Below are 14,157 nucleotides of genomic sequence, written 5' to 3'. Positions count from 1 at the left end.
CATTCAGAGTAGAGATCAGCAGCGGCAACAGCAGCAACAACGTTTGGCTGACGCGATGGCCGAACAGCTTGCCGAAGCCAAGCAGACCCGTTACGACACGCGCGGAGTGATGGTGGCGGATGGGGGTAAGTGGTCGCGCGGGCAGGAGATATTGAGTGATGCCGGGCCGGGCTACTCGGTGGATGGTACGGCCTTGCGGCCGGTGAGCCAGCCATTGCTGCCGCTGGCGGTGGACGATTATGATCCGTCCAGAGTCGAAGTGCCTGCACAAATGCGGGAAATGACCGAAGCAGAAGGTTTCTTTGCCTTCAACCCGGTAGGTCAGACAATGAGAGCTGTTGGTCGGGCAGGCATAGGTCTGCTGCGCGAAGGTGATGCTTTCTTTGGGGATGTGCTGAACCGAAGCCAATCTGGTATGGCCAGCTTGTTGGGTATTGAAGGTAATGCAAGCCCGGATGCCCAAAGCCAGTTCTTCCAATCGGTGGATCAGAAGGGGTGGGGGACGACGCTGGGCTACACCGCTTGGGGCATGATGTCTGGTCCGATGCGAACTACCGCTGATTTTGCCAGCGGTTTATACCTACACAGCCCGGACCGAATTGGTCAGTCTGGGTTCGAGTTGTTGTCGATGGGAGCTGGAGGTTTAGCAGCTCGAGGATTGAGATTGACGGGGGCAGGTGAGGGGTGGTCTTTAAATTTTCAAATGGGACCTGCTCATAATGTTGCAAATTATTCTCGTTTGAAGAGTTATTATCGTTCACTTGATTTCGATTATATTTCGCCTGGTGAGTTAAATTTAAATGCACCACCTCCAGTTGATTTGAGCAGAGCTTATGTGCCACGTAGTCGTAATGGGGAGGTTCTTCCATTGTTGATGGATGACAGAAAAGTTGTCGTTTACCCAATGGTGGAGGCGGAGGGGAGGGCTCATACTGCTCTTGGCTCTACTGTAAGTAGCCGGACGGGTGTGACTTATAGACAGTCTGCAACATTTATCAACGGTAGTGGTATACCTTGGGGGCGGGTTGATTGGTATGATCACGGCTTGCCATTGGATCATCCGAAAGTGCATATTCACCCATTGAAACCTCTTATGAATAAAAGTGGAGTTGTTGTTGATTGGCAACAAGGGAATATCGCCCCATTCTTTGGTCATTGAGGGTTGAAAATGGATGCTATTGTTTTTTTGCTTGTAAATGGAGTGAAGGACTGGGGTTGCGAGAGATTTGAGGCTGCTCATGCTCGTCGATTAAGTGAAATGGGGATTGATCCAGTTGCTTATAGATGGAGTGATCATATTAATTTGTTGCCTCGTCCCATTCCGCCGGAGCTTGTAAAGCATATTTCTGATTCTGAGGGTTCGTGGCGCTGTTATGTTCTTGAAGGCGATTTCCTTGAGAAAATAGAAGAAGAAGTAAATAATTGGGTAGATGAGTGGGATGTGATTGATCCTGATTTGGGTGGTTTGATTAGAATGGCTTTTTTGCTGTCGCCTGGCGCTATCTTTGCTTTTGAGCCTCAAGGCGAGGTGGTTGACTACGTTTATAGTCAGAAAAACTCTGATTGGGTTTATCTGAAAATTAGAAGTGTTCTGGATAGGAAGGAAAAATTGGAAGGGTTTATTGCAACTGGGGCTTCTTAAAGGTAGACCTTGGCTCAAGGTCCCTTGTAGGATTTTGATTGTCCTGAAGGGTTATGCCAATTGTGTGTCTGCATCGTGGTCTATTGCAAACAACCGGCGAAGGGCTTCAGCAAGCAATACCTCGGCTCTTACTCCCGCAAATAGGGTGGGCAAGCCAAAAGGCTTGCCCACGCGGCACCTTGGCAACATTACCTTTGGCAGCGCCGTAATTTATAAGCCCAAGCCTCCCCAAAGCCCCTCTCGGGGCTTTGGTTGTTTATATGGCTCAAGCCAATTCCTGCATCTGCATCGTGGTTTGCCGCAAGCGGTGGGCGAAAGGCTCCAGCAGGCAATACACCTGCTCGCATTCCAGCGTGTCTAGCTTGGATTGCTCCAGCATCGCCGCCAGCGCCGACAAGGCGGTGCTGACTTGATTGAATTCCAGGCTGAGCAGATGAAGGCTGTGATCGAAGTGTTCGCAGTACTCGTCGAGTTGCCGCAATAGCGGGTCAATGGGGTGGAGCGTGGCGTCCTGCTGACGCAAGCTTTTCAGCTGGAGCAGCAAGGTGGATAGCGATGGGATGTGGTGGGGGCGGGGAGAGTTAGGCATGGTGCCTCCATGATGTACGGTATGTTTTCCGCGGCCCACTTCCTACGGTGGGCGGCAGCCCGAACGAGGGTAGGAATACCGGCATCATGGAACCGGCCAGCCCGTGGGCTGCCTCGCCCGGTCTGCCTTTGAGGGCATGACAAGGCACGGACATAGTTGCTCTCGCAGTGATGTCCGCCATGATGCTGCTCGGGTTCCTACGCCCGGTGCTGAATTACAGCACGGCCGGATTATCACGTGCCTGTGGCGGGGAGGCAAGGGGCGGGCGTCCGCTATGGCGGCGCAGCGAGGCCGGGCGCGTTTGAGTTCGGTGTTTCCTCCGGCGGCAGAGGCTTAGAGTCTGTTTATGATCTTTTGTAGGTGTGGTTAAACGCTGCTAGATATGTAGGAGACCACGTATCCGACGCGCCCCAGGTCCCTTCAAGCCTGCCGACGGGTGGCAGGCCCGAGGTCTTAAGCGGCTGCTTGTTCGAGCAGCGCGACGTTAGCGCGCCATCACTGAGCGAATCAAAGATTCGCACGTAGAGAGTTCAGCAGCGCCTCGGGACTGACGGGAACCGGCGGGAAGCCGTAGGCCAGGCTTGCAGGGCGGCCTTTGGGGTAAAGGGGAATTTGGCCGCGCAAATTCCCCTTTCCGTTTGCCGGGCGGAACCGGCCCTAAATCATCATCCGCGAAGCGGATTCAATGCCTTGAACAATACTCCCGATCAGAAAAGATCGTGAACAGGTGCTTAGGCAAGGTCCGGCATGGCGGCTGCGTGGCTGGACAGCGTGCCGGCGAGTTCGCTGTTGAGATGGGAGAGCACGGCGTCCCGAGCGCTGGCGATGAAGAAGTGGTCGCCGTCGAACCAGTGGACGCACGAGGTCGAGGTGGTTTCCCGTTGCCAACCTTCGGTTTGTTCCGGCAGGCGTTGACGGTCGTTGCGCCCGGCCAGCACGGTGATGGGCAGGGAGAGCGGCGGGGCCGGCTGGTAGCGATAGGTTTCCACCAGTTCGAAATCGGTGCGCAGGGTGGGTAGCAGCAGGTCCATCATTTCCCGGTGGGCCAGGATCTCCGCGGGCGTGCCGTTGTAGTCGCGCAGCGCGTCGATGAAGCCGTCGTCGTCCATCCGGTGCAGCATGCGCGGCGGCTGGCGGTGTTGCGGCGCGTCGCAGCCGGACACGATCAGCTGCTGCGGCAGCGGCCGGCCTTGGGCGCGCAGTAGCCGCGTCAATTCGAAGGCGATCAGCCCGCCCATGCTGTGGCCGAAGAAGACGAAGGGCGGGGCGTCGTCCAGCGGGAGCTCCCGCGCCAGCGCGTCCACCAGCGGCGGCAGCGCCTTGAAGCCGGCTTCGCGGAAGCGGGCGGCGCGGCCGGGCAGTTGCGCGGCGCAGACTTCCACTTCGGGAGGCAGGCGGCCTTGCCAGCCGGCATAGGCGCCGGCATGGCCGCCGGCGTAGGGAAAGCAGTACAGGCGCAGCCGCGGCGGCTGGCTGCCGGGCTGACGCTGGAGCCAGGGTGAGGGGTGCATCGATTCAGTCTCCTGTTTGCAGTGAAGGGTTGGGGCGGAGCTTCGCCGGGCCTGAGCCGCCGGGCGCGCCGATGGCGCGCAGCCGGGGGCTGCACAGCGCCAGCACGGCGACGCCGATCAGCAGCAGGCCAGCGCCGGCGAACAAGGCGCGCACCGGCGCGGACGCCAGGCTCACGCCGGCCAGCGTGGTGGACAAGGGCGTGACCGCCGCCATCATGAACATTAAAAAACTCATGACCCGGCCGCGCATTTCCGCCGGAATGCGGGCCTGGATCCAGGCCATCAGACGAACTTGAACCAGGCCGCCCAAGAGGCCGATCAGGAACATCATCGCGCAACTGGCGGCAAACGCGGGGGACAGACCCAGGCCGATGATCAGCGCGCCCATCAGGGCGTCGGCGCAGAATACCATCCATCCCAGCCGGCCCAGGGCCTTGAGCGGCAGCAGACTGAGCAGGGCCATGCCCAGCAGGCTGCCGGCGCCTTGCGCGGACAGCAGGGTGCCGAAGTGGCCGGCGTCCAGGCCCATCGCGGTTTTGACCAGCAGCGGCAGGCCGATCTGGATAGGGCCGGCGGTCAGGAAGGCGATCACCGCCCAGTAGAAGAACAGCGCGCGAAGGGTGGCGTCGCCCCAGGTCCAGGCGGCGCCGCGGCGGATGGCGCGCAGTATGCCGGCGGCCGATTGCGCCGATGGCGGCTGTGCGGCGGCGCGCGGCCGCAGGCGGCTGAGCATCAGGCCGGCGCTCAGGAAGCAGGCGGCGCCCAGCAGGAAGGCGAGGCCCAGGCCGCCGCCGGCGCGGACGCCGGGCAGGGCTATCAGCGCGCCGGCCAGCATGGGGCCGGTCAGCAAGGTGAGCTGGTTGACCGCCATGAACACGGAGTTGGCCTGTTGCAGCTTTTCTTCCGGCACGGTGTTGGGCAGCAGCGCGGCGGCCGACGGCCCGGTGAAGGCGGCGACCACGCCCATCGCCGCGGCGAAGGGGTAGAGCCAGGCCAGCGGCAGGCCGCCGCGGTAGGCTGCGTAGCCGAGCAGGGCCAGCAGCGCCGCGCAGCAGAGCAGCGAGCACTGAAACACCCGCCGCGGCGAGTACCGGTCCGCCACCGCGCCGCCGACGATGATGAACACCGCGCGCGGCAGCTCCATGGCGGTGACGATCAGGCCGAGGGCGAGGCCGTCGCCGCCCCGTTGCAGCACCAGCCAGGGCAGGGCGATCAGCGCGGTCTGCTGGCCCAGGATGGCGCAGAACCAGGCGGCGGAGAGCCAGAGAAAGCGCCGGTCGCGCCAGAGCGCCGGCTGGACGGGCATGGGCTTAGACATGGCGGGCCCTCATCGCGTGTTCCAGGCTCTCCGCCAGGCTGGCCGCATGCGGCTCGCGCAGCATGTCGGCGTGTTCGCCGGCGGCGCGGAACACTTGGACCGGGCCGGCGGCGTAGTCGGACCAGCCCAGGTCGGCCGGTCCGGCCGTAGCGGCGGCCAGGCCGTCGGTGACCCACACCGCCACCGGGCAGAGCGCGGGCCGAGGCTGGTGGCCGCGCAGGCTGAGCAGGTTGGCGCGGTAGACGTCGAACATGGCTTCCACCCGGCGCGGGTCCATGCCTTGCGGGAACAGGCCGGAGTCTTGCACCCGCCGGCTCAGCAGCGCGAAGCGGCCGGCTCGGTCCAGCGGACGCAGCATGTCTTCCGAGACGGCCAGCGCTTTGCCGGTGGCGATTTCCACGGTGCGGCTCATATAGTGCAGCAGCCCGGCCTCGTCCTGGGGCAGTTCGCTCAGGAAGCCGGCGTCCGGGCGCGGCGGCGCGTCCAGCGCCGCCAGCAGGCTGACTTCGGCGCCGGCCTCGACCAACCGCCGCGCCAGTTCCGCCGCCACCGCCGCGCCGAAGGAGTGGCCGGCTAGGATCAACGGTCCGGACAGGCCGGCTTGCAGCACCGCTGCGGCGTAGCGCGCGGCCATGGCCGCCACGCTGTCGTCGGACGCGACGGCCGGGTCCAGCCCCGCCGCTTGCAGGCCGTAGACGCGCCAGCGCGGCGACAGCCGCTCCACCAGCTTCTGATAGCCGATGATCTGGCCGGAGCCGTCGTGGACCAACAGCAAGGTGGCGTCGTCGCCGTCCGTGCGTATCGGCACCAGCACCGACGGCGCGGCGGCTTGGCCGGCCTCCTGAACCAGCCGGGCGAACTCGGCGACGGTGCCGGAGGTGAACAGCGAGGCCAGCGGCAGCTCCACGCCCAGTTCCTCGCGGACGCGGGACAGCAGTTGCAGCGTGAGCAGCGAGTGGCCGCCCATGTCGAAGAAGCTGTCGTCCACGCCTATGCTCGGCAGGCCCAGGGTGGCGGCGAACAGCGCGGCCAGTTGTTCTTCCAGCGGGGTGCTCGGCGCGCGGTAGGCGCGCGCGGCCAGTTCCGGCGCCGGCAGCGCGCGGCGGTCCAGCTTGCCGTTGGGCGTTTGCGGCAGGGCTGGAAGGCTGACCCAGGCGCTGGGAATCATGTATTCCGGCAATTGCTCCGCCAGCGCGCTGCGCAGCGCGGCGGTGTCGATCTCGCCGTCCGTCGGCACCAGATAGCCCACCAGCCGCGCGGCGGCGGGCGGCGCGTGGTGCAAGGCCACCGCGGCGGCGGCGATGCCGGGCTGCGCGCTGAGCGCGGCTTCGATCTCGCCGGTTTCGATGCGGTAGCCGCGCAGCTTCAGCTGTTGGTCGCCGCGACCCAGATATTCGATGCGGCCGTCGGCCAGCCAGCGGGCGCGGTCGCCGGTGCGGTAGATCCGCTCGCCGTCCCGGAAGGGGTTGGGGAGAAAGCGTTCCGCGGTCAGCCGCGGGCGGCGCAGATAGCCGCGGGCGACGCCGGGGCCGGCGAGATAGAGTTCGCCGGCCAGGCCGGGCGCCGTCGGCTGCAGCGCCTCGTCCAGGATGTAGGCGCGGTAGCCGGGGATGGCGCGGCCGATGTCGATGGCTTGGCCGTCGCGCGCGACGATTTCCGTCGCGGTGCCCCAGACGGTGGCCTCGGTGGGGCCGTATTCGTTGTAGAAGCGCCGGCCCTCGCCTATCAGGTCGCCGGCCGTTACCGCTTCGCCGCCGAACAGCACCGCGCGCAGCGATCCGCCCCAGCCGGCGGGCTGGGCTTGCGCCACGGTCCGGTACAGCGAGGGCAGGCTGAGCCAGACGTCGGCCCGCTCGCGTTCCACCAGGCCGGCCAGGTAGCCGGGTTCCAACTGGCCGCCGGCGCGGCTGACGATCAGCCGGCCGCCGCAGGCCAGCGACCAGAACAGCAGCGCCACCGAGCTATCGAAGGAGAAGGAGGGCAGCAGCAGGAAGGCGGTGCCCGGGCGCGACAGCTCCGCAGGATAGAAGGCAAGCCGGGCCGCCGTGGAGGCGTGGAGATTGCCGTGCTGGATCGCCACGCCCTTGGGGGCGCCGGTGGAACCCGAGGTGTAGATCAGGTAGGCGGGGTGGCTGGGCCGCAGCGGGCGGACGCGCTCGCTGTCGGCGGGGTTGCCGTCAGGCAGCGAGGCCAGGTGCTCTTGCAAGGCCGGGTCGTCCAGATCCAGCCGCGCCGCGCCGTCCGGCAGCGTTGCGTCGCTCAGGGTCAGCACGCAGCGGGGGGCGGCGTCCTTCAACATGAAGGCGATGCGGGCCGGAGGGTAGTCCAGGTCCAGCGGAAGATAGGCCGCGCCGGCTTTCAACGCTGCCAGCAAGGCCACCACGGTATCGGCGGAGCGCGGCAGCGCGATGGCGACGATGTCCTCCGGGCCGACGCCGAGGGCGATCAGACGCCGCGCCAGTTGATTGGCGCGGCGGTTGAGTTCGCCGTAGCTCAGGTCGCGGCGCTCGTCGCTCAAGGCCGTCGCCTCCGGCGCGGCGGCGGCGCTGGCCTCGATCAGGGGCAGCAGGGTGGCCGGCGCGGATGCCGCTTCGCCGTCTTGTTCCAGCAGCAGCCGGGTTTCGTCCGCGTCCAGCAGCGGCAGGCGCGACGGCGCTTGCTCCGGCTGCGCGGCCATGGCCAGCAGCAAGCGTTGCAAGCGGGAGGCCAGGCGGCGCGCGCCGGCTTCCTCGAACAGGTCGACGTCGTATTCCAGCATCGCCTGCAGGCCGCCGTCGGCTTCGTGCAGGGTCAGGGTCAGGTCGAAGCGCGGGGAGCTGTCGTCGCTGGACAGCGTTTCCAGCTCCAGCCCCGGCAGGCGCAGCGTGTCCAGCGGCGCGTTTTGCAGCACCAGCATGGTCTGGAACAGCGGGTTGCGCGTCAGCGAGTGATCCAGCCGCAGCGCGTCGACGATGGTTTCAAAGGGCAGGTCTTGCAGTTCGTAGGCTTCCAGCACCACATCGCGCACCCGCGCCAGCAATTGCAGCGCGCTGGGCGCGCCGGCCAAGTCGACGCGTAGCGCCAGGGTGTTGACGAAGCAGCCGATCAGGCCCTCCAGGTCCGCGTGCTGACGGTTGGCGATGGGGCTGCCTATCACCAGGTCGCGCTGGCCGCTGTAGCGCGACAGCAGTTCGGCGTAGCCGGCCAGCAACACCATGAACAGTGTGCCGCCGGCGCGTTCGGCCAGCCGGCGCAGGCTCTGGGTTTCCGCCGGCGAGAAGCCGAAGCGGACGAAGCGCCCACGGCGCGGGCGGCCGATGGCGCCCATGCCGCGCGGCCGGTCGCCCAGCAGTTCCAGTTCCGCCGGGGCGTCGGCCAGGCGCGTCTTCCAGCGCGCCAGCATGTGTTCGAAGCGCTCGCCGGCCAGGGCGTCGCGTTGCCATTGGGCGAAGTCGCCGTATTGGATGGGCAGGGCGGGCAGGCGGGGCGGGCGTCGCTCCAGCGCGGCGGCGTACAGTTCGCCGAACTCCCGCACCAGCACCCCCAGCGACCAGCCGTCGGACAGGGCGTGGTGCAGCGCGATCAGCAAAGCGGCGTCGTCCGGCGCGATGCGCAGCAGGGCGAAGCGCAGCGGCGGCGCGGCCTCCAGGTCGAATTTGGGCCGGGCGAAGGCTTCGGCGGCGCGGTTCAGCGCCGTTTCCAGACTCTCGCCGGCGGCCACGCGCAGCGTCTGTTCTTGCAGTTCCGTCCCGTCGCTGTTTTCGACGATTTGCCGCAGCTCGCCGTCGCTCAGTTCGAAGCGGGTGCGTAGCGCCTCGTGGCGGCGGACCACGCCGGCCAGCGCGGCGCGTAGCGCTGGGAGGTTCAGGCGGCCGCGCAGGCGCAGGCCCTGGGCGATGTTGTAGACGCCGTTTTCGCTCTGGTCCAGCCGCTCCAGGAACCAGAAGCGTTGCTGGGCGAAGGAGGACGGCAGCGGCCGCGAGCGGTCCGCCAGGGGGATGCGGCGCTCCGGCGCGGAAGCCGGCGCGACCGGGTCTTCCAGCTCTACGCGTTCCGCCAGGGCAACGGCGAATTCGGCCACCGTCGGGTGTTCAAACAAGGTGCGCAGGGGTAGTTCGACGCCGAATTCGGCGCGCAGCCGGGACATGACCCGGGTGGCCAGCAGCGAATGGCCGCCGGCTTCGAAGAAGTTTTGTTCGCGGCCTAGGCCGCCGGCGCCCAGCACTTCGCCCCAGATGCGGGCCACTTCGCTTTCGGCGCGGCTGCGCGGCGGCGCACCGGCATCGACGCCGCCTTGTTCGGACTGGCCGGGTTCGGGCAGCGCGCGCCAATCCAGTTTGCCGCTATGGGTCAGCGGCAGCTTGTCCAGCGTGACGAAGGCGGCGGGCAGCATGTAGTCGGGCAGGCGCGAGGCGAGATGACGGCGCAATTCCGGCCCCAGCGCGTCGCGCGGCTGGCTTTGCGCCGGGGTGTTGAAGCAGTCGGCGGGCTCGCCGTCGTCGCCGCCGTCCAGCCGCTCCAGCGGCAGCGCGGGCAAGGCGTCGGCGGTGGCGGCCAGCGCCAGGTCGAACCGGCCGTCGGCGGCGTTTTCGCTCCAGCAGAGGCGCGCGGCCAGGCCGTCGGCGGCGGCCGCCGCCAACAGCTCCGCGGGCTCGGCGGTGTCGGGCAGCGCTTGCGCCCGCCAGGGCTGACCGTCGGCGGTTTCGTCGTCGGCCGTGCTGTTGACCTGATCATGATCCAGCCAGGCGAGGAAGCGGTTGACCTCGGCGGCGCGGCGGTTGGCCAGGCCGGACCGCGGGCGCCGCGCATCAGGGGCGGGAGCGGCGTTCGGCGCGCCCTTGCTCAGCACCACGTCGTAGCGATAGGTGGTCAGTTCGCAGTCGCCGCCGTCTTCTTTCAGGCGGATTTCTATCGCGGCGATGTCGCCGCGGCGGCGCGCCAGCCGGCGGAACAGCGCCGGGTCCACCAGCAGTTCCTTTTCTTCCGCGATCAGCGCGTCCAGTTGACGGCGCAGTTCCGCCCGCGTCGGGCGGGCGGCGGCGGGCAGGCGGTGCAGCAGGCGGCTGGCCTGGAAGTGCCGCAGCATGCCCAGGTGGCGCAGGTCGCCCAGCAGCAGTTTGCCGCCCGGACGCAGCCGCGCCAGCGCCTGGTCCACCACGTCCAGGAAGTAGGCGGCGTCGGGGAAGTATTGCGCCACGGAATTGATGATCACGGTGTCGAAGTCGTCCGGCAGGCCGGCCAGGTCGCGGGCTTCGCGCCGCTCCAGCTTCACCTGGTTCAGGCCGCGCGCGGCCACGGTGCGGCCCAGGCGTTCCAGCGCGCGGGCGGAGAAGTCCAGGCCGTGGTAGCGCTCGCTGTCCGGGGCGACGGCGAGCAACAGCATGCCGCTGCCGACGCCGATTTCCAGCACCCGGCGCGGATGCAACGCGCGGATGCGGCTCAGGATCTCGTCGCGCCAGCGCCGCATGTGGGCGGCGGGAATCAGGGCGTTGTCGTAGGAGTCGGTCCAGCCGACCAGATCGAGGTCGGCGTCCTCGGCTGGCGCGTCCTCGTAGATCATGTCGAAGGCGGGCAGCCAGCCCTTTTCCTTGTCCTTGGCGGCGGCTTCCAGGCCGCTACGCTTGGCGACATAGGCGACCAGACGCGCCTGATCGCCTTCGCCGCGCACCACCACGGCGGCTTCCGCCACCGCCGGGTGCTGGCTGAGCAAGGCCTGGATTTCGGCGGTTTCGATGCGGAAGCCGCGCAGCTTGACCTGTTGGTCGGCGCGGCCGCGGTATTCCAGTTCGCCGCGCGGGGTGACGCGGGCCAGATCGCCGCTGCGGTAGAAGCGCAGGCCGCTGTCCAGGTGCGGATCCGGCATGAAGCGTTGGGCGCTCAGCTCCGGCTGATTGACGTAGCCCAGCGCCACGCCGGCGCCGCCGACGTGGATTTCGCCCACCATGCCCGGCGGCACCGGCTGCAGCGCATCGTCCAGCAGGCGGATGCACAGGTCGGGGAGAGGCGCGCCGATCACGCTGCCCAGCTTGCGCTTGATCTCGGGCAGGCCGATGCGGCGGAAGGTCACGTGCACGGTGGTTTCGGTGATGCCGTACATATTGATCAACCGCGGGTAGTCGTCGCCGTGACGGTCCAGCCAGGGCTCCAGGCTGCTGAGGTCCAGCGCCTCGCCGCCGAAGACGACGTAGCGCAGCGCCAGATCGCCTTCGCGCGGGTTTGCCTCCTCGGCGGCCATCAATTGGCGGAAGGCCGACGGGGTCTGGCTCAGCACGGTGACTTTTTCCTCGCACAACAGCTGGTAGAAGGCGTCCGAGGAGCGGGCCAGCAGCGGCGGCACAATCAGCAGGACGCCGCCGTGGGCCAGCGCGCCCCAGATTTCCCACACGGAGAAGTCGAAGGCGTAGGAGTGGAACAGCGTCCACACTTCGCGCGGGCCGAACTGGAACAGCTCGGCGCTGCTGGAGAACAGCCGGGCGCAGTTGCGGTGGCTGACCGCCACGCCTTTAGGCCGGCCGGTGGAGCCGGAGGTGTAGATGATGTAGGCCAGGCCGTCCGGGTCGTCGCCGGCCGGCAGCGCCGCCGACGGCGCGGGCTCCGCCGCGTCCAGAGTCAGCAGCGGGCCGGCGAAGGGCGGCAGCGTAGGCGCCAGCGCCTCGGTGCTGAGCACGGCGCGCGCGCCGCTGTCCTCCAGGATGTAGCGGATGCGGTCGGCCGGATAGGCCGGGTCCATCGGCACATAGCCGGCGCCGGCCTTGAGCGCGGCCAGCACGCCGATCATCAGTTCGAACGAGGGCGTCAGCCACAGGCCGACGGGATCGCCGGGCCGCACGCCGGCAGCCGCCAGCCGCCGCGCGGCGGCGTCCGACAGCCGTTCCAGTTCGCCGTAACTGAGCTCTCGGCCGTCGCAGCGCAGCGCCGCGGCGTCGGCTTGCATCGCGGCGAAACGGCTGAAGGCGCGGTGCACCGGTTCGCCATCGCGCGCGGCGGCGCGCAGCGGCAGCGTCAGCAGGGAGGCGGCCTGTTGCGGCGTGGTCAGCGGCAGCGCGGCCAGCGGCGCGTCCGGCTGGCGGCTGGCTGCGTCCAGCAGAATCACCAGTTGTTCGGCGAAACGCTCGACGGAGAGCCGCTCGAACAGCGCGGTGTTGTAGGAGAAGGCGCCGGACAGGCCGTCCTCGGTCTCGCGCATGAACAGCTCAAGGTCGAAGCGGGCGGCTTCCTGGCTGAGCACCGGGGTCAGCCGCAGCCCGTCCAGCGTCGGCATCGCCGCCGGGATGTTGAGCAGGGTGAAGGCGACCTGGAACAGCGGGTTGCGGCTGGGGTCGCGGCTGGTTTGCCCCAGTGCGCCGACCAGCTGGTCGTAGGGCACCGCGGCGTGTTCGACGGCATCGCGCATGACGTCCGATTGCCGACGGGCGAACTGGCGGAAGCTGTCTTCCGGGCCGATGCGGGCGCGGATCACCAGCATATTGGCGAAGAAACCGATCAGCGCCTCGGTTTCCACTCGTTCGCGTCCGGCCAGCGAGGTGCCGATGGCCAGATCGTCCTGGCGGGCGTGGCGCGCCAGCAGCGCCTGGAAGGCGGACAGCAGCAGGCAGAACAGCGTGGTGCGCTCGGCCGCCGCCAGCCGGCGCAGGCGTTCCGCGGTGTCGGCGGGCACGGCGAAGCCCACGGTGGCGCCGTCGAAGCTTTGCACCGGCGGCCGGGGCTTGTCGGTGGGCAGCTCCAGCGTGGGCAGGCCGGCTAGCTGGGTTTTCCAATAGGCGAGGTCGGCGTCCCAGCGGTCTTGTCGGCCGCAGGCGTGCTGCCAGCGCGCGTAGTCCAGGTACTGGATGGGCAGCTCTGGCAGATCCGGCGCGCGGCCGCGGCTGAGCGCGGCGTAGGCGCTGGCGGCTTCGTCCATCAGCACCGCCAGGGACCAGGCGTCGCCGACGATGTGGTGCAGGGTCAGCACCACCGCGTGCTCGTCCGCCGCCAGCTTCACCAGCGCGATGCGCAGCGGCTGGCCGGAGGACAGGTCGAAGGCGTGAGCGCTTTCCCGGCGCGCCAGCGCTTCCAGCCGGGACGCGGCTTCTTCGGCCGGCAAGGCGGACCAGTCCAGTCGATCGATAAAGGCGCGGCCGGCGGGCTGCGGGATTTGCGTCGCCACGCCGTTGACTTCGCGAATGGCGGTGCGCAGGGAAGCGTGGCGCGTCACCACGCAATCGAAAGCCCGGCATAGCGCGTCCGCCTGCAAGGCGCCGCTGAGGCGGAAGGCGGAGCAGATATTGTAGGCGGCGGCGCCGGCGCTGAGCTGGTGTAGAAACCAGAGCCGCTGCTGCTGAAAGGACAGCGGGCCGGAGGCGGCGTCGCCGCGCGGAATCCGTCCGCCGTCCACGGGCGCGGGGGACGGGGGCAAGACGTCCAGTTCTTGTTCCAGCAAATGGTCGAGAAGGTCCAGATCGTTATCGTTCCAATCGCTAACGCTCATTTCAATGGCTTTCCAGGTGATGTGTTGTCGTCGCCCATCGGGCTGCGCGTTTATCGCGCCCGATTTGATTTCGATTATTTTTCGAGGTCTGTAAAAATATTCAATTTGTGCGGTATATTCTTTGGCGGGTTTGTGGGTCGGTATTCTCCGATTTAAACAATTCCAATTAGAACCTGTTTGCGACCTGCTGCGCGTCGGCGATACGGCGTTGAAAACACCTTCGAAATGCTCATGTACCACTCGTACATTCCGCTTTCTCAGCTGTTTTCGCCTTGTCTCGCTCTAGCTCGCGAGATCGTAAACACGTTCTTCGCAATGTTTTGATTGGGTAAATTAATTTATTTGAAAACTGTCTTAATTTTCTAGCGACGGCATGGAGGTTGTTATGACGCAGGACGCGATGAATGAAACCAAATACATCGTGGTGATGAATCATGAAGAGCAATATTCGATATGGCCGGAATATCGCGAAATCCCCGCGGGCTGGCGTTCTCTTGGCGTTAGCGGAGGAGAACAGGAGTGTCTGGACTATATTGAAAAGAATTGGACGGATATGCGTCCGTTGAGCCTGAGACAATTCATGCAGGAAAATCAAACGGCTTCCCCTTCCGCTAATTAATGGTTGTTATGTGTTGTTTTTGAAGTCGCCGC

7 protein-coding genes are annotated in these 14,157 nt (G+C 66.5%); 3 read left to right on the top strand and 4 right to left on the bottom strand.

Annotated elements, in window-relative coordinates:
* Together MOV80_RS22290 and MOV80_RS22285 are read left to right on the top strand one after the other, a co-directional pair.
* Positions 1-1,159 (top strand): hypothetical protein (locus MOV80_RS22290; RefSeq protein WP_249605506.1); only part of this gene is annotated, 1,159 nt, incomplete at its 5' end.
* A gap of 9 nt (positions 1,160-1,168) precedes the next feature.
* Entirely contained in the window at positions 1,169-1,642 is a 474-nt protein-coding gene (locus MOV80_RS22285; protein WP_162896981.1) for a hypothetical protein, read from the top strand.
* Positions 1,643-1,907: 265 nt separating this feature from the next.
* Here the strand turns inward: MOV80_RS22285 and MOV80_RS22280 are convergent, their stop codons facing one another.
* From MOV80_RS22280 to MOV80_RS22265, 4 genes are all read right to left on the bottom strand, one after another.
* The gene (locus MOV80_RS22280) at positions 1,908-2,231 is read right to left on the bottom strand and encodes a hypothetical protein (protein WP_162896982.1); all 324 of its coding nucleotides are present in this window, start codon (positions 2,229-2,231) and stop codon (positions 1,908-1,910) included.
* A gap of 731 nt (positions 2,232-2,962) precedes the next feature.
* Positions 2,963-3,742: an alpha/beta fold hydrolase gene (locus tag MOV80_RS22275; RefSeq protein WP_118266563.1), complete on the bottom strand. Its 780-nt coding sequence runs from the start codon at positions 3,740-3,742 to the stop codon at positions 2,963-2,965.
* 4 nt (positions 3,743-3,746) lie between these two features.
* Positions 3,747-5,060: an MFS transporter gene (locus MOV80_RS22270; protein ID WP_249605505.1), complete on the bottom strand. Its 1,314-nt coding sequence runs from the start codon at positions 5,058-5,060 to the stop codon at positions 3,747-3,749.
* Positions 5,053-13,506 (bottom strand): non-ribosomal peptide synthetase, encoded by an 8,454-nt coding sequence (locus tag MOV80_RS22265; RefSeq protein WP_249605504.1) that lies wholly within the window; start codon positions 13,504-13,506, stop codon positions 5,053-5,055. Before MOV80_RS22265 ends, MOV80_RS22270 begins: the two co-directional genes overlap by 8 nt.
* A 385-nt stretch (positions 13,507-13,891) precedes the next feature.
* On the opposite strand from MOV80_RS22265, the gene MOV80_RS22260 reads away from it, so the two are divergent.
* Positions 13,892-14,125, top strand: a complete 234-nt coding sequence (locus MOV80_RS22260) for an MbtH family NRPS accessory protein (protein ID WP_043594131.1) — start codon at positions 13,892-13,894, stop codon at positions 14,123-14,125.
* The last annotated feature ends 32 nt before the right edge of the window (positions 14,126-14,157 follow it).

Source organism: Chromobacterium sp. IRSSSOUMB001 (assembly GCF_023507765.1).
Taxonomy (GTDB): domain Bacteria; phylum Pseudomonadota; class Gammaproteobacteria; order Burkholderiales; family Chromobacteriaceae; genus Chromobacterium; species Chromobacterium haemolyticum.
Note: the sequence above shows the minus strand (reverse complement) of the source record. Positions and strands in the feature narration are given on the sequence as shown.

Excerpts from the sequence above, each read along its gene's own strand:
- MOV80_RS22285 (WP_162896981.1), top strand. The coding sequence starts at position 1,169 with ATGGATGCTATTGTTTTTTTGCTTGTAAATGGAGTGAAGGACTGGGGT.
- MOV80_RS22280 (WP_162896982.1), bottom strand. The coding sequence starts at position 2,231 with ATGCCTAACTCTCCCCGCCCCCACCACATCCCATCGCTATCCACCTTG.
- MOV80_RS22275 (WP_118266563.1), bottom strand. The coding sequence starts at position 3,742 with ATGCACCCCTCACCCTGGCTCCAGCGTCAGCCCGGCAGCCAGCCGCCG.
- MOV80_RS22270 (WP_249605505.1), bottom strand. The coding sequence starts at position 5,060 with ATGTCTAAGCCCATGCCCGTCCAGCCGGCGCTCTGGCGCGACCGGCGC.
- MOV80_RS22265 (WP_249605504.1), bottom strand. The coding sequence starts at position 13,506 with ATGAGCGTTAGCGATTGGAACGATAACGATCTGGACCTTCTCGACCAT.
- MOV80_RS22260 (WP_043594131.1), top strand. The coding sequence starts at position 13,892 with ATGACGCAGGACGCGATGAATGAAACCAAATACATCGTGGTGATGAAT.